At 37.7% G+C, this 17,009-nt stretch carries 10 protein-coding genes; 1 reads left to right on the forward strand and 9 read right to left on the reverse strand.

Going from position 1 to position 17,009, the window contains the following annotated elements; translation table 11 throughout:
* Positions 1–119 precede the first annotated feature (119 nt).
* Entirely contained in the window at positions 120–1,154 is a 1,035-nt protein-coding gene (locus E0Y80_RS19705; protein ID WP_156309373.1) for an OmpA family protein, read from the forward strand.
* Positions 1,155–2,028: 874 nt separating this feature from the next.
* On the opposite strand, the gene E0Y80_RS19710 is transcribed toward E0Y80_RS19705, so the two are convergent.
* From E0Y80_RS19710 to hsdR, 9 genes are all read right to left on the reverse strand, one after another.
* Positions 2,029–3,432 carry a HEPN domain-containing protein gene (locus tag E0Y80_RS19710; RefSeq protein WP_156309374.1) on the reverse strand — a complete coding sequence of 468 codons (1,404 nt, stop codon included), beginning with the start codon at positions 3,430–3,432 and terminating at the stop codon, positions 2,029–2,031.
* Positions 3,433–3,506: 74 nt separating this feature from the next.
* The gene (locus E0Y80_RS19715; protein WP_156309375.1) at positions 3,507–4,820 is read right to left on the reverse strand and encodes an ATP-binding protein; all 1,314 of its coding nucleotides are present in this window, start codon (positions 4,818–4,820) and stop codon (positions 3,507–3,509) included.
* 364 nt (positions 4,821–5,184) lie between these two features.
* Positions 5,185–6,528 (reverse strand): McrC family protein, encoded by a 1,344-nt coding sequence (locus tag E0Y80_RS19720; protein WP_156309376.1) that lies wholly within the window; start codon positions 6,526–6,528, stop codon positions 5,185–5,187.
* Positions 6,512–8,608 carry an McrB family protein gene (locus E0Y80_RS19725; protein ID WP_156309377.1) on the reverse strand — a complete coding sequence of 699 codons (2,097 nt, stop codon included), beginning with the start codon at positions 8,606–8,608 and terminating at the stop codon, positions 6,512–6,514. Before E0Y80_RS19725 ends, E0Y80_RS19720 begins: the two co-directional genes overlap by 17 nt.
* Before the next feature lie 9 nt (positions 8,609–8,617).
* Positions 8,618–9,394 (reverse strand): HNH endonuclease family protein, encoded by a 777-nt coding sequence (locus E0Y80_RS19730; RefSeq protein ID WP_156309378.1) that lies wholly within the window; start codon positions 9,392–9,394, stop codon positions 8,618–8,620.
* A complete protein-coding gene (locus tag E0Y80_RS19735; protein WP_156309379.1) occupies positions 9,381–10,943 on the reverse strand; it encodes an AAA family ATPase in 1,563 nt (520 codons plus the stop codon). The genes E0Y80_RS19730 and E0Y80_RS19735 overlap by 14 nt, the downstream gene beginning before the upstream one ends.
* Positions 10,944–10,946: 3 nt before the next feature.
* Positions 10,947–12,131: a restriction endonuclease subunit S gene (locus E0Y80_RS19740; protein ID WP_156309380.1), complete on the reverse strand. Its 1,185-nt coding sequence runs from the start codon at positions 12,129–12,131 to the stop codon at positions 10,947–10,949.
* Positions 12,131–13,597, reverse strand: a complete 1,467-nt coding sequence (locus E0Y80_RS19745) for a class I SAM-dependent DNA methyltransferase (protein WP_156309381.1) — start codon at positions 13,595–13,597, stop codon at positions 12,131–12,133. Before E0Y80_RS19745 ends, E0Y80_RS19740 begins: the two co-directional genes overlap by 1 nt.
* Before the next feature lie 66 nt (positions 13,598–13,663).
* Positions 13,664–16,906, reverse strand: coding sequence for a type I restriction-modification system endonuclease (gene hsdR / locus E0Y80_RS19750; RefSeq protein WP_156309382.1), 3,243 nt, complete (start codon positions 16,904–16,906; stop codon positions 13,664–13,666).
* Positions 16,907–17,009: the final 103 nt, after the last annotated feature.

Consider the following 17,009-nt stretch of genomic DNA (forward strand, 5'->3'; position numbering starts at 1 on the left):
AATCATTTTAAAACGCATAAAACGTATACAAAATATGAAATATTAATGTTAGGCAAAACACAAACCCGCATGAATCCGCCAGCTGGCGGACGACAATTAAAAAAGCAAATAATATACATATGAAAAGAACAGTCCCAATCGCCCTAATTATGGGTATGCTTCTAATGAGTTCCTGTAACAATTCCAACAAAGAAAACAATGCGGTAGGTGAAACATCGGTTAAAAGGACAGATACCCTTACTTTATCACAACCAGAAGAAATTACATCCCTGGAGCGGGATAGCACTGCTGATTTTGACATAAACAGCATTCCGGTCTCCACGGCAGAAATCGGTGATTTTCCATTCTTCACTGCCCCCGAGGGTGCTAAATACATTAACAGACCGAAAGTAAAAGATTTTGATTTTATCGTATTCGTGACTCCTGAAAAAATCTATGAAGTAGAGGGGAAAACTTTCAGTGCACATGTTCATAAAGACAGAGAGAGCAGTGTAGAGATCAGCGGTCGATACCTGAACAAAAGTTTTGAAGATGCGATCCTGAATGCCGGAGGGATAAAGGTCTTCGAAGGTAACCTAACAAAGGAGCTAAAGGACAAATACAAGGAACTAGACACCTATGGAGGAAGCAAAGGTAGCCTGGATATCTGGGACGAAGTGGTTGCAATGGATGTGATCAGAAGACATGAGGGGAACGTCTATATAGCTATGGTAAAAGCTACGGGAAACAGTACTTCCATACAGATCGTGCAGGAAAAAGCCTTTGAGCAGACCTTAAAGAAAGTCACCTCGGCCGAGATAGAAAACGATTTGTTGAATTCGGGTAAATCTGTAATGCAGATAAATTTTGATAAGGACAGAGCCATATTGAAAACAGATGGATTGGAAACTGTCCGGGAAATGATCAAGGTGTTAAGGGATAATCCGGAACTGAAAATAGCCATAAACGGATACACGGATAATTCGGGAGGAAAAGAACACAATCAAAAATTATCGGAAGGCCGGGCATCAACAGTTAAAAAGGAAATTTTAAATGCCGGCATAGGTGCCGACCGCTTAACATCCGCAGGATTCGGACAGGACAATCCGGTAGCTGCCAATGTTACAGAGGAAGGGAAAGCGCAGAACCGAAGGGTGGAACTTTTAAAAATCTGAGCAATCGGATAAATAAAGAGAAGAAATTTACACTATGATACCAACAAGAGATCGTTTAAAAAAAGAAATATTTAAGAGAATTGAAGAGGTTCGAAACCTGTTAACATATTTTCAAATTTTCATCTTCTAATTCAAAATTAGTAAAATATACAGCTCTGATGATTATTTAATTAGAGGGGATTTTTACGTAAAAGCCTTGATATAGTAATAAAAAAGAGATTAAAATGAAAAATGGCACAATTTGTCTTCCAATGGCACCATTTGTCGTTTTAGTCGGGGTGGCAGGATTTTCCACCACTCCCCTAAATCGTTGATTATATTATTGTTAGCAAGTAACCTATCAAGATAGGTAACCGAATAGGTCTCCTTTAATATGTCCTACTTTTAGGCTTTTGAGTTCTCTTGATAGAACCTTTTCCAATCAGTCAATGTACTTTGTTATCATAAAGATACGAAAATCCCCCGATAATAAGAGGGCACTGAAAAACTATCCATCAAAAAAGGGCTTATGAATTTTTATGTTCATAAACCCTTTTCCTTTGTCTATTTGAAACCCTCTATCTATAACTCCTCGAATAATCGATTCTCCAGGGGTTAACATATGTTTTTCGCCCTTTTTTGATGCTTTAATTTTTCAAGAGGACTTTTTCAGTGCCGTCGATAATAACAATCCTTTTTTTCATAGAATTAGGTCGACAAATCAATTCCGTAAACAGCCAAAGCGAGAACAGCACAGGACAAGAGCGGCGGGGTTTCGCAAGCCACTAATGAGCGAGGGGAAAACGACTTGGCTTCATTCTGGCTTTATCATGGCGTTATTCACCGAATAAATAAAAATATAAGCTCCATCACATCTCGTTTTCAAGCTTTTTAATCATATCAATCTGAAAGGGCTTTCTCCCTTTTTGGCTTGTTCGAAATTAATTAACTCTAACAAATACCCACTAAATCCAGCTTTTTTTAAAATTAGTGCAATTAATAAAAAGTGTAAACTGTAAACTATATAATGTAGCATTTTATCATCTCCATCAACACTCTCCAATGGTACACGACCATGTAAAAAGTCATTTCTCTTATTAATAGCATCCTTATCAGCTTTAGTAAGCTGAATACCAATCACTTCAAACATTTTTATAAAGCCATCGGAATTAGTCGTCTGATTTAGATTATTTATTTTACTAATAACTGCCTGTCTATTATTAAACGCATTTTCAGAGTATTCATCTATAATGGTTTTGAAACGTTCCCTTATCTCTTTTGAAACACCTTTATCTTTTATCGGATTAATTTTGTTTGAATTCTCGGATAGTATTACATCCTTAAACGTTTCCAGCCCAACGCAATAAGTTGACGCTTTAATTTCAAGTGGAAGTTCAAAACTATTAACAATCATGGATATTACCCTTAAAATCCTTATGTCATCTAACGATTGTTCAACCAGGTTTGCAAATATTTCCCCATCTAAATACCGTTCTTTTTTTTCCAACGAGGGGTAGAAACTAAGAAGATCTCTGGGCATAAGTAAAGATGGGAAACCATTAACATCAGTTTTAAGTTTTTTAAATGATTGCAAGATGGGGCTTTCGTACTCTGCATTTTCGCTACGGAAAATAAGTCTTTTTTCCCTCACCTTAACACCACTCAACAATTGATAGTTTAATGAGATAGCCTCGACAATCTTCTCAAACTTTTCATAATAGCATTTATCAAAAGTATCGAAAACTAAAAAATTGTCATCATTAATCTTTGACAAATAAATATGCAACCGAACACCTTTTACAAGGATTTTCAACAATCCTCCAGCATACCTAACAGATTCCGTTTCAAACGGAGATGTGATAAAGTATGAAATCAAATTAGCTTCCAAAGTACTTGGAAAGCCGAAAATACACCGAAAGAAATATTTCGCCTCATTATCAAAAGCAAGAGGCTTAAGTTCAGAAATAGTTCCACTATATGCATACTCTTCGGAATGGTTCATTTTAAACGTTTTCATCCCTCTTTCGATTAGATACCCTGTATTATCCCCAAAAATTGAAAATAGTTCACAAAACCCATAGCAAACTCTCTGATAAATATATGGCTGATTCTTTAAGTTCCGATTTAAGTTTTTCGCTCCAAGACGAAATTCAGACTTATTAAATGTCAGAGCACAGTCAATGCCATTAATAGTTTCAAAATCAGATTCAATTTTATAATCTGTTTCCAAACCTAATCTTCGTACACATTCTTCTGTAGGTCGAATAAAAATTTTCTCAAAAGATAGCTTATCACTCATTTATAATACTATTTATAATCCAAAAGAACCAATTATGAGCCAATCGTGAGCCAATCGTGAGCCAATTGAGCCAATTATGAGCCAATTATTTCGTAATAACTTCCTGCCCCTTTTCCAGTATTTCTAAAAACACCATATTCAACTAACACTGATAAATCACGGGTTGCAGTTGGTTTGGCTACTAAATTTATTTCTTGATACTCCCTATTCGTAATTTTCCCTTTCTCTTTCACATATTCAACAGCTTTTAACTGTCGCTCGTTTAAGCCAAGTTTCGTTAACTGTTCTACTGTCAATTTATTTTTGAAAAGGGTTACTGATAACCCTCCGTCTTGTTCGATAAGTTCGGGTTCAGGAAGTTCAGCCTGCTTACAAGTGTCTATGATTTTTATCGTTCCACTTCCCCAAGAGTCAATCAGACCGCCCTTGAAACAAACATCTGCAATAATCGGATTACGTGGATTTGACCGATGTGGTCTTTTTAATGCTTCTGAATCAATCCCCTCGGGTAGTGTTCCTCCGTTCCAAACGTTAATGCTGTCGTCATACACACGGATTTGTGTCATAGCACCCATATAGTTACGGTGTATCAAAGCGTTCAATAACATTTCTCTGATTGCAGGTGTAGGATATTCACCTGTTTCAATACGATACAAACCCTCAAAATGAATTTTTTGTGTTAGATACTTATGATTGAGCTGATTCGTAACTTCTCGTAAAAGTGTAATTAAATTACCCTCTACTACATCATGAAATAAAATATCGTTGCCTTTGAAACGTCCAATTTTTACAAACGTATTCGGATAAAACTTTGCAGGATTTTTCCCAAACAGAATAACACCAACTCTTTTCAATTGTCCGTTTTCGGTCAACAGAAGTTTATCAAATATCTGTGGAATGGTCAAACCAATTGTTTCGGGCATACGACCTTTTTCTTCCGACATTTTTAAAAACGCAGAAAACGTACTTTCATCAATATCATCAAACGTTGCTCTTGGCTCAACCACATCATCCCATGTTTTGCCCGATTTCTTTAACAAAAATTCGTTGAGTGATGCCCCTGCTAATTCTTGTTTCGTACTTCCGCTACGGTAGTAATATCTACCACGCAATGAAATAGGGACAGAATAAGGATGCGTAACGATTTCAATAAAATGTTTCCCTGCTGCATCTTGTAAATTGACCTCAACGGTAATTCCCATCACATTCCGGATTTTGTTGGGAATATCGTCCATCAGTCTTTTATAATCTTCCAATCCCACAACATTCCCGTTATCGTCTTTCCCGATATAAATCACACCACCTTGTGCATTTGCAAAACCACAAATCCACTTAAGATATTCATCGTGCCAACTCTCTTTATATTCTATATTCTGCTGTTCAGGCATATATATTTCTGTTTAAAACCCCACACCAAAAATAGCCATATTTCCTCTCAATGACTAATATCCTATGAGATACAGTTGTTTGGTGTCACTCATAGCTAATTAAAGCGTTCTGCAACTAACAAACGAAAACAATCAGCTACAAAATTTATTAAGTTTAGGAGGAAAGTAAAACCGATACATAAGCCATTCTCCCTAATCAGTTAAAGGACAATAGAAACGGACCAGAGCTCTAGAAATTCGCAACCAAAAAATGATTGAAGGATAATTAAAAACTTTTTAAATTATTTAATAAAGTAATTCGTGACCTACATTTAGAAGAGCTGGTCATTTTAATTTAAAAAATTAAAAATAATTAAAGAAAGTCTTAAAGAAGCTTTTTCATTGGAAAATTTTTCAACAATTTCATCAGGATGCAATAAAGTTTATTATCTATATTTTGATAACCACCGCGCGACCAAAATGGTATTTCTGCCGCGACTACCTTTATCTTGTGTTTATCATCTAACCCAGAACTTATATGGAATTTGTTATCTTCTTTAATATCATCAGATTGATTGGGGTATAAGAGAAGTACATTGGAACATCCTCTTCGGAATGCATAGGATGTCATCTGGTAAAGATCACTTTGCGCTATCCCTTTTTTCTTGTCATCTTTGAAGTTGCCCCGCAACTTATACTTTGTGTCGACGATAATTTTAATCAAGCTATCTCTCTTAGAGACTAAGAAGATGTCATGTTGCATCTGAAATACCTTTTCATCTGTCAAATACATATCCGATTTTTGATATTTCACTTCCCAATCTGCTGAGAAATGTCTTTCTAAAAATCCTGCAATAAAATCTTCAAATACATATTCCATCGGTAAAAGCAACGACCAGTGTTTTGTATCTTCATAATGATGGTTGTAGATATGTTTCTCTAATACCATTCGGCAAAGCCCAACCGTCGTTTGGTATTCCTGATAAAATGGACTGATCGGAATATGATCTAAAAAAGAGGAGTTGCACACTTGATCTTCTACTTCATCCAATATAAAAATAACATCGTCGAGTTTCTGACGTGTTTCGGAGAATCGGGATTTGGACAGTAATAACCGTGCTACATATTTAATGGTCCGATTAAGCCGATTATCATATTCCATGGGTTGATGGTCACATTCTAATACATGAAAATTACCATTAGCCATGCTATTTGAAATATACCTACTGAAGTTTAGCGAGCCTTTTGGTTTCAGCATAGCCTCTTCCATTTCCTGATAAAGTGAAATCGGATTTGTGGAAACAACTCTATATAGCTGATTGGCAATCAAATTTAGAATCAATTCTGGCAGATCGATATCTTGTAAATTACTCAGGTTTACGTCCGTGAAAGGAAATTTCCATTTTCGGCAATAGTCAAACCAATAAAAGAGATGTTTGAGCATCATACTCTTCTCCATATTAGCCTCACGGAATATTTTTGGATATATCTCGATGGATTCATACTCGCTTTGAATAAACCCGATGAAATTTCGCGCACGTGCTGTATTGCCATCAAAACGAAGGATACCTTGCCGATTAACATAATCCTCACCCTGACTGAGTGAAGTCGAAGCCTCATCTTCGTAGCTATAATGGGCATTCCAAATCGCATGAAGATAACCTTCCAATTCCTTTCTGGAAGTAATGCTAAAAGATTGACCGAATTCGAAGCTACTTATGCGTTTCATCGATCGTAGTAACATTGATATGCCACCTATAATTCAACGTACTATATTCAGCGTTAATACCTGCAGCTTTTAAAATTTCCTTTACTTCTTCTGTGCGTCCGGAAAAATATTCCATCAGAAGCGGAATGATCTTTTTGAGCAATATCGTCTCCAGTGCTTCTCGTTTCATAAAGTAACCATGCCCGATTAGAAAATCAGCCGTTTTCTTACGTGTATAGATGGCTTCATTAATCTTTTGCAAGATTGTTAACGGCGGTTCAGTAAGCGAATTATAATCTGGGTAATACCCTTCAAATTCAAAACGCCTACGAAGTGCGATATCGACCAGCGCAATGGATTTATCGGCAGTATTCATCGTACCGATGATGTGTACATTAGGAGGAATACCGAAATCGGTTTCACCATTCGGCAAAGTTAATGACAATGCATTTTCCGCTCCCATACGCTTATCATCTTCGAGCAGGGTAATCAGTTCGCCAAATACCTTAGATATATTGGCACGGTTGATTTCGTCAATAATAATGATGAAGTTCTTTAACGGCGTGGGTGCTGCGACCGGTTGCTGCCTGGCATGGATTAACTGAACCAATGGCTTATAATATACACCAAGACCAGAATTAAACTCTCGTTTTCCTTCTACGATAGCTTTCAGCGTATCGACACTCAACGTATGGCGATCGGAACCGTTTGGCTTTTTAAAGCGGATGGTGCCATTGTCAACATCTGTAATGGTAAAAACATTACCTCCTTTCATCGGAATCTCGATAGTCTGTCCATCTACAAGTGGCTCGATCAATTCTTCAAAGACAGCGTCGAAAGATGTTAATTCCTGCTTTTGGTCTTTATGCGCAATGTAATTTGCTTTTGCACGCTCGACCAAGCGATAGAAAATCCCTTTATGCGGTTTAAAGGTTAATTGCTCCGTGTCTGTATTGGGCTTTATGCCGACCATAAAATCTTCATAGGAATAGCCTTGGTGGAAAGTAACAAATTCAATTTGTCCTTCTTTACGTAATCGATCAAATTCAACTTTATTCTCGGCGTGGGTCCCTGGTTGACCAGTGGCTATGTTTACGGCTTTGTCTATACTGTTATAGGTCTTTCCGGTTCCAGGAGGACCAAAAAGGATTTGATTGAGAGGGTGGTCCATTTCTTGTGATTTTATTTCTGCCGAACTATTTGATGGAATATCTCTAGACTTCAACGCCCAAAAAAACATCTGGGCATTATACACATCTGTGTAATCGATTAGGCTAAGAACTTCCTTTTGTTGATCGAAACCTTCTTTCGATTTGAGTTTAATGCCAAATTGGTTTCTCAGAATTTTCTTTAGCGCAGTAAAATGATTGCCAGCGTCGATAGACGTGAATTCATCAGGAAACATCGCTCGAGTAAACCGCTGAAGTACAGACCAAGCATTTTGATTAACCAGTTTATGAGTCAAGTGATATACTTTTCTCTTATCACTAGAAGAGAGGATATCTTCTAAATGGCTGAAACTTTCGTTCACAGCGGACCTAATTTGATCCCGGTTATCTATTTTGATTACTTGTTGGCTTATAGTGGCTAATCCGTTTTCTTTTATAAAAAGATATCGATCTAAAAAATCATCGTTGTGATCCTCGGCGAGCTCTTTGAAACGTTGATTCAGAATTTCATAGGATGTGATCACTTTGGCAACTACCTCAGTCTTTAATTGCCGCATGATATCAGTATATTTCTTTAGCAATGAATACCAACCAAGGTGATAAATCTTCGGATCAAAGGCATCAAACAATTTCTGCAACTCGTTTATGCTTTCATTCTTAGCTTTCAATGTCACTGCGTTGGCTCCTTTACTTGCTAAGAAATCATTGATCGGTTTTCCTCCACTTAAACGTGGGACATCTAGAAATTCCGGAAAGTTCTTTTGTAAATATTCCTCCGCATGTTTTAATACCTGTTTATTTGGATAATATTTCCCATTGAATTCAATCGCATAAGTCTTGGAGTTATTCAGTGGATCCCATGGGTTATCGTCAAGGTGTTTAAAAGCATATTGAAAGGCTTCTGCCCAAACTTGTTGTTCTTTTGCTATCATATATTTTAATTACAAAAAATCACTAAAATTCGCCTTTACCATAGCTACATATTCTCCGTTCTTATCGATGATCTCATTTATTCTCTTTTTTATCATTTCAATTATTTCATCTCTTTCTTCGGGATTAGTAACAACATCTAGAAATTTTTTATACATAAATAGGTCTTTAAATTTCTCTTTTCTAGCTTCGTTCAAAGAGAACCTATCTAAGTTCAGGTATTCAATCGTTTTTTTTCCCCGCAACGATATCCCTATTGGACTATTTTCGTAAAATGTGATGTGCGTTTCTGGATCTTCCATTGTCGGATTGATAAAAACAGATAGCTCTCTAGTTATATCATAATGATGCGTAACTATTGCTCTATGTGCTTCATTAAGTAGCGGAAAGTTATTTCCTTTAATTCGTTGATTACACATTAGACAGCTTAACATCAAATTATTCCAGTCATAAGCTAGAAAATAATATCCCGGTTTCACTTTATTTTTGGTTCCATCAACATTTTCTCTTAACCATTCGGCCTTTGGTCGAAAATGCTCTACGTCCCCATCTGATATATGAGTAACTCTTGATTCGCAAAAGCAGCATTTATGATTCTGAATACGCACCAAAACATCTTTGACATCATCATGTGCGTAAATACTAGATTTAAATAGATGTTTGCTACTTCTATTATTAAAATAAGTGTTATCGGCATCATAGTTAGCGCATAGTGCCTGTGTCTCGGTCACTCCATTGGTTGACAATACATTAGGTACTGGCTCTCCTACTTTGTTAATGTATATCATGTTTATTAGCTAATTTATTAAGAAAAGCCAAACTTTCGATTTCAGTTATAGTCTCGCCTAATGGCAAATAACCAAGCTCGTCTTCTAGTGCTTTGAGATTTGCTTTATCTGTATCCGTTAGACCCCCCTTTCTTATAATCTCTTGCTTCAGTTTGAGGAAATCATCTGTTTTTATTGGTCGAGTATTTTCAATTCCGAAATATTTACTAGCAAGCACCTGATCTATTCTCCAATTGGAAATAATTTGCGGATCATTATCGATTTGAATATTTTCTTCCTCATTTAAGTGATATAAGAGGATATCAAATTTACCCTCCACAGCCTGAACAATTAATGGACTATGAGTTGCAACAAAAATATGTGAATTATCGTGGTTGAGATTAAAATCAGTCAATAGCTTAATGTAATCTCTTTGCCATTTGGGATTTAAATGTGTGTCAGGCTCATCTAACAAAAAAAGGCAGTCATCTTTGCCCGTAATTAGAATTAATCCAAGGACAGTGACTAACTGCTGCTCACCTTCACTTAACTCCGCAAATTCATAAACTAGGTTATTCTTATTTTTCACATTTAGATGAATCGATGAGAGCAAACCTGCACAGTATATAGTTTCAAACGCATCGAAAAAATCAATTGGCGTCGGAAATATCTTTTTTAACTTACTTGTCAAGACTATACTATTAAGCTCTAGATACTCTTTGGGCAGTTTATCTTTTTCTTTCTCTTCATAGTATATTGGAGGTTCACCATTCTCTTCATAAAGTAATTGAAGAATTTTATTGGCTTTACCTTTTGAGTTCCAAAAGGGGAAACTCTTCACATTATTTGTTTGTAAGTTTTCTTCCAACTGATTAACTCCGTAAGCTTGGTGTTCCTTTCTCCTTGGATCAAACCAATCTGGGCTGTTAAGTCGTATACCGAACTCCTCCAATTCGTGAAAACTTAGGTAATTGTTATGTAAATCATTTACACATCTTGAAAAACCGTTGTTATCATTGCGGTATAGTAAAAGTGTGAGCAAGATCATTTGACTATGAAAGTTTTCAGCAAAAAACATTTTCCGAAAACCACTGTCAAGCCCCTTATTACTTTTCAAATCTTTTATGATAATTTCCTCATATGGTTTAATTACTTCCCTGATACGCTTATTTTCACCTGAGTAGTAACCTACTACGTAATCTGGGAGATATCTAGTTTGCTTGTTTTTTCTAAACTCAGAAAAATTAACATCTTCAAACTCTTGCTCGTCGCTGACCTTTTTAGCATAGACATGAAACTCACTTTTTAAACAATTTATTTTAATGTCTAAACCTTTACACTGATATTGTATTTTAAATTCAAAATGCCTCGTATCATATGGCCAATCTTCGTAGTCGGACAGTGTATCCATCAAATCTAGATCTCGGAATATCAAGGATAGTGCCTCTAAAAGATTGGATTTCCCAAAACCATTTTGACCAACCATCAAGGAAATTAGATCAGTATCGAATTTTAGTTCAATATTTTCTACATTTTTATACTTAGAAATCCACAATGATTTTATTTTCATGCTTTACCTCGCTTTCCCATAGTCTCCCTCTTCAACTTCATAATCTCGGCTAAACAAATCCTTCGCATCGCCATCGGTTGGGAGTTGCGGAACTAATTCACCTTTGAAGGCTTTGTGTAGGATTGCCTTTTCAAATTTATTTAGTAAATATATGTCAATGACATGCATCTTTGCCAGACTTAACTCAAACCATTTTAGAATAGATTCAGCAGATTTATGGCGTTCGCTTGTAATCTCTGGAAATGGTATATTCATTAAATTTTTAAAATACAGTCTAGACCTGACACTGCCGGTAGTAACCGAGGAGATATTCATTTTTCCTACCTCACTTTTTAGGTAATTCAATATTAAATATTTAGAGGCATTCTTAACCCTAAAGACGACATAATCGGGACTAGTGATAGCTGGCGACTTACCTTCGTAAATAGCAATAGATCCAATATTTATCCTCATTGTATTATATATAATATCACCAGGCTCAACAATTTTATATTTCTCAAAAGTCATTTTGGTACCAACATCTAAATCAATGATACCATCTTTTGCAGAAACTCCAATTTTATCGAACTCAACCCAGTTTTCTCCCACTTTCTCTTTACGTTCCACTACGAAATTAGATAAAGTCGTTAGTCCAGTGTTTTCATAAAAAATAGATTCAAAAAAATTACCTTTCAATTTTCCTATTGTATCCATTCTTTTTCTAATGCTGTCAATCTTGTGAAAAAGTGTATCAAGCTTAGCGACTATGCGTTCTTGTTCGGGGAGTGGAGGGAGAGGGAATGGAATTTTCCTCAGATCTCCTTGCGTCAATTTCAAACGTGTAGTGCCACGGACGAATCCGGTGTAATCGAACTGATTAAGATAATGAAGTATAAATTTGTTGAGCGAATTGTTTTTTGCTTTCAACACATGGGCATGGTTGTTTACCCACGATTTCCCAGTAATGATAAATGCAACATTTTTCTGCTTGTCAAAAAAAGGTGCTCCGTCTTCGCCTATTAAAACTAATTCTTCGTCGAATAAATAATCATCAATATAGCCGGCCAGTCCAGTAGCCCCATAATATGGAATATCCCCTGATCTTTTCGCCCTCTCAGTAGCACTAACAGGTTTTCTCATATTATCAAATATTGCTACAGACTCTTCAATATTTGAGATTACCCACCCCTTTGGCAACGATTTTTCCATTAGCTCAACTCGTTTATCAAATCTTCCAATTCCTTATTGATTGCCCGCAGTTCCAGCATGGCTTCTTTGGCGATGTCAATCGGTTCGCCGAGATCATCGCCATTACTCAATGAACTGTCTGCTATTAATCCAATATCTAGCGAATCACCTTTAGCCGCAATAACTTCCCGAGCGAATACCTGCCAGCGATTATCTTCTTTCGCTATTTCTGCACGCTTGGTTTCATCGATATTTCCTTGCCAGTTTTCTTTGACTTCATCTATCGAAATACCACCAGTATAGGCTTTCACAAAATCTCCGAATGCTGCGCGGGTGAATGGTGTACGCTTGCCGAAGCTTGGTGCGTTCTTTCTCATATCGTAGACCCAGGTATTTTTGGTGTTTCCTGTCTCGGTCTTGCCACGTGTAAAGAACAGTACATTTGTCTTGACACCTGCGGCATAAAATATACCCGTCGGCAAACGAAGTATGGTATGCAAGTTGCACTTGTCCATCAGGTCACGACGGATCTTTAAACCGTCACCGCCCTCGAAGAGTACATTGTCCGGTAACACCACGGCTGCTCGAGCTTTACCATCTTTTATTAGTGAACGGTAAATATGTTGCAGGAAATTCAACTGCTTGTTGGAGCTCATGAAAATCAGATCCCTACGTGTCGGACGTTCGCCTCCTTTTTTCGTTCCGAAAGGTGGATTGGCCAACACACCATCGTAGTTCTTAAAGGCTTCACCCTCCTGGCTTAAGGTGTCGGCTAAGGCTATCGGCGATTCTATACCATGCAGTTTAGCATTCATCAAAGCTAAACGGTGTGCATCCTGTACAAGTTCACAACCGGTAAAGGCTTCGTACTTTTGAAAGCGACGTTCCTTTTCAGTTAATGCAAAGTAGCTATCCGTTTTTTCTTTCAGATAATGATCCGCCGCGATCATAAAGCCAAAAGTTCCTGCTGCGGGGTCGTTCCATCGTTCGCCGATCTTGGGAACCAGAAGGTCAACCATTACATTGATCAACGGACGAGGCGTAAAATATTGTCCTGCTCCAGATTTCTTTTCGTTGGCATTTTTCTCCAACAGTTCCTCATAGATAGTTGCGATTTGATCTTTTTCGGTATCCTCAAACCAATCAATGCCGTCAATGGCCGTCACCAATGTACGTAGATTGACAGGCTTACGTAACATGCTTGATGCATTGGTGTAGATCTCTGTAATCGTTGGGTTCTGTGATTCTTTAGAGATATTTGCCAATAAGTCTCTATAGGTATCGTACAACTCTTTATTGTCCTTGATACTTTTTAATTTACTCCATTGATATTTTTCAGGAATGTCCTGTTCAAAGCTTTTGACTTCAGATAATTTTAGAAACAGAATATACGTCAATTCGTTTAAATATTGGTGATAGGTTACTCCATCGTCACGGAGGACATTACAGAGGTTCCAGAGTTTTTGTGCAATTTCTTCTGCGCTCATTTATTTGCTGTGTTTTTTTTAATTATAATATTCCTTAAGACCTAACTCAATGAAATACGTATCCTCTTATGCTGTTTGATTTCCGTTATACATATACGTATTGATTTTTTGTAGGATATCCGGTAATTGATTTTCAAATCTTTTATTGATCCGCTCAAAACCACCCATCTCGTCAAAAGGTTCCTTGTCCAAATCTTCGACGGTCACGATAGCCTCGGCGATCATTTGTTTCTCAATACGTTGAAGAAGATTCTTTTGAGGCACTGTCCAGTTTTGATCTTGGTACAATTTCTCAAACGCATGTCTCACCCGATCTCCCCGGCTCACCAAGGCGGAGCCTAACATTAATGTGCGAATATAGGCTATAATATCGGCTGCTATATCTTGCTTCTTCGCATTTTTCCATGCTTCCCGTAGGGTGCGAAGTGTATAGCCTTTAGTGTCCAGCAATAAGATCAGTTCTTTCAAATCACTGCGTTTTAATTGCGTGGGTGCTGTCGCAATGAGTCTTAATGCAGCAATCTTATTTTGATTTTCTTCCAAAAACTGCTTGAATCCTTCGATATAATCTTCTGGTTTCTCTGAATCGCCGTAACCGACGGTGACATCTCTCAATACATCTGCATGATTGGAGTAGAACTGATGTGCGGGAGTCGGCTTGAATTCATCTAAGTATTTCCAAAGTTCGTTCGTTTCGGATAGCAACTCGATTTGTTGTGCTATGGGCTTTTCTCGGATACTTTGTATAAAATCATCCAAAGAATCAGATCCAGTAAAATACTTGATTTTCTCCCCATCTAAGCCTGCCTCGCGCTTCTTCCGCTGTAATTTAGCAATGATCTGATCAACTTGCTGCGCAGCTCTTTCTTCCGATTGTATATATTGGAATTCACTACATAATGTACTGAAATCAGTCGAAGGATTGACGACAAGGGGCTTCATCTCTGTGTAGTCCTTGATGCTTTCATAGAGGTTGACCGCATCGAACACCCGAAAGCTTTCCTTACTTATTTCAGGACATAGACGCGTAGCACGACCGATCATTTGGTCATAGAGAATACGTGATCTGACACGACGCATGAAGACCAGGTTGCAAATTTTTGGTACATCAATACCTGTCGTCAAAAGATCTACTGTGACTGCGATGTTGGGGTATTTCTCGTTCTTAAATCGTTTTACTTTATCTTCTGGTTGATCTGATTTCCCTGTAATTTTGACTACAGCGTCATCGGATATAGGGATACCTGCAGCGTTAAATTCTTCCTTTAGGATTTTGACAATCATATCTGCATGTTCATCGGTAGCTGCAAAAATCAATGTCTTAGCTTCGCCATCAGGATCTATATGATTTACCAATTCACGGAGAACTGTCCGGTTAAAGGGTTCAGTAATAACACGCTTATTGAATCCTGAAATATCGAATTTTAATTCATCTTCTAATTCATCTAATTCAACAATCCGGTTATCTTCTTTGTCATATACCATTGGCTTTTCACCTTTCTCCCAGACAATTCCTTCTTCTGACAATTGAGTCGTAATCTTGATCGGTGGATCTTGATCGACCAAGTAGCCATCTAATACGGCTTCTCGTAAACCATAGTTGAACACTGGTTTGTTGAAAATCTCCGTAGTATGCAAAGCAGGCGTGGCAGTAAGACCAACAGCAAACGCATCGAAGTAATCCAAGACCTGGCGGTACTTGCTTACATAATCGTCCTGATCTTTGAAATAGATTTCTTCGTCATCCATCTCTTTGTCCAGTAGATAGCCGCGGTGAGCTTCGTCGACAATAATACAATCGTAGGTGTCGATACTAAGCGCTCTACCTTCCCTATCACCTTGATATAACCTCTTTACCATACTTTGCACCGTAGCAAAATGAATACGGCTATCGATATCTGGCCAAGTCGTTTTTAAACCGTCTATAAGGTAGATATCGTTAAAACTTTTTAGGTCGTCTACTTTATAATCTTTAAATCCATCTAATGCCTGTTTGGCCAATAATGCGCGATCGACCAAAAACAAAATACGCTTGAAGCGATTGGTTTGTACTAAACGATAAGCGAGGCCAATGATGGTACGTGTTTTTCCTGTTCCCGTAGCCATCGCCAATAAAGCTCTGTTGGTGTTTGGTTGATGTATTACCACATTTTCGACCGCTTGAATGGCTTTAATCTGATAATCGCGTAATCCAAGACCTGCATTGATCTGTAGGAAATCTAAAGCGTTCTCTTCTAGTTTTTTATTTGCCAAGATGATATCTTGCTCCAACTTTTTCTGTAAGTCTTGGGGACTGTGGAATCCCTTGAGGGATCTGGAATTGTTGTATTTTTGACGTACATCCAAATACCATACGCCACTTTTGGTTGCAATTTGTTGCAGGTATTCCCTTCCGTTTGTAGAATAGAGAAATGGAACCTTGTAACCATCCCAATCTCCTAGAATATCAACCCCGTCTTGCGGGATTATATTTAACGCATAGCGTTTGCTCTGATCAAGATTGGTAGAGATATCTTGTCCATATTTTTTTGCTTCAACGACGGCATACAAGCTCGTTCCGATGAACAAGGCATAGTCAGCATATCCACCAGACACGGGCCATTCGGCTATTGCCATGTTACGTCCTCGTTCTGGCCGGGTTTTATGAGTTTTAGCGTTTAATATTTTGGTATCGACTTCCCAACCAATCTTACGTAGATTAATATCGATAAGCTCTCGCGTCTGCGCTTCGTCCATATCCAATTTGGAGGCAGAACGTTTAGCACGTTCTGTTAATGCTTGTCGTTGCTCTGCGCTAACCGTTTTGTGTTGGGCTATAGCATCTTCGTACAGTTGTTTTAATACTTTATTTTCTTGTTCGAGGATATGAATTGCATGACGGCTATCCAAGTTTTCGGGCTTGCTGAATCGTATTGTGGAAATATCAGCATTTTTGACGGAGTATGATTCGTAAAACCATTTTCCTAACTTGAATGCAGAAAGCAACGAGGTTGTTGCCTCATCAGTTGTTGCAGTATACTCGTGAACAGCATCATTGCCTCGCTTACGCAGGATCGTGAAATGGTCTACTACATTGCTGGGTAGAATACCTTGATTTCTCAGATTATAAACAAGATTTTGGAATTTGGCATCTTCAGGCAATTCCATTCCATAGGTTTCGAATATCTGTTTTGCCATATATTCTCCATACTGCCTTAGTTTAAATAAGGATGTGGCTGGGTCCTGATATAGGTTATATTCAGCCGCTTGAGCCAAATTAGAAAGCAAAGCGTATTCTTCTTCTAAAAATTGGAAATTGGATCTGGCCATATTCTCTACTGGATTGATATTATCACGCGTAACCAAATATAGGGAAAATGCGGCTATTGGACATGTTCAATTCGTGGTTAAGTATATATTACTTGAATCTAGG

The organism is Sphingobacterium endophyticum (assembly GCF_009733535.1).
Taxonomy (GTDB): Bacteria; Bacteroidota; Bacteroidia; order Sphingobacteriales; family Sphingobacteriaceae; genus Sphingobacterium; species Sphingobacterium endophyticum.

Excerpts from the sequence above, each read along its gene's own strand:
- hsdR (WP_156309382.1), bottom strand. The coding sequence starts at position 16,906 with ATGGCCAGATCCAATTTCCAATTTTTAGAAGAAGAATACGCTTTGCTT.
- E0Y80_RS19705 (WP_156309373.1), top strand. The coding sequence starts at position 120 with ATGAAAAGAACAGTCCCAATCGCCCTAATTATGGGTATGCTTCTAATG.
- E0Y80_RS19745 (WP_156309381.1), bottom strand. The coding sequence starts at position 13,597 with ATGAGCGCAGAAGAAATTGCACAAAAACTCTGGAACCTCTGTAATGTC.
- E0Y80_RS19715 (WP_156309375.1), bottom strand. The coding sequence starts at position 4,820 with ATGCCTGAACAGCAGAATATAGAATATAAAGAGAGTTGGCACGATGAA.
- E0Y80_RS19725 (WP_156309377.1), bottom strand. The coding sequence starts at position 8,608 with ATGATAGCAAAAGAACAACAAGTTTGGGCAGAAGCCTTTCAATATGCT.
- E0Y80_RS19740 (WP_156309380.1), bottom strand. The coding sequence starts at position 12,131 with ATGGAAAAATCGTTGCCAAAGGGGTGGGTAATCTCAAATATTGAAGAG.
- E0Y80_RS19730 (WP_156309378.1), bottom strand. The coding sequence starts at position 9,394 with ATGATATACATTAACAAAGTAGGAGAGCCAGTACCTAATGTATTGTCA.
- E0Y80_RS19720 (WP_156309376.1), bottom strand. The coding sequence starts at position 6,528 with ATGAAACGCATAAGTAGCTTCGAATTCGGTCAATCTTTTAGCATTACT.
- E0Y80_RS19710 (WP_156309374.1), bottom strand. The coding sequence starts at position 3,432 with ATGAGTGATAAGCTATCTTTTGAGAAAATTTTTATTCGACCTACAGAA.
- E0Y80_RS19735 (WP_156309379.1), bottom strand. The coding sequence starts at position 10,943 with ATGAAAATAAAATCATTGTGGATTTCTAAGTATAAAAATGTAGAAAAT.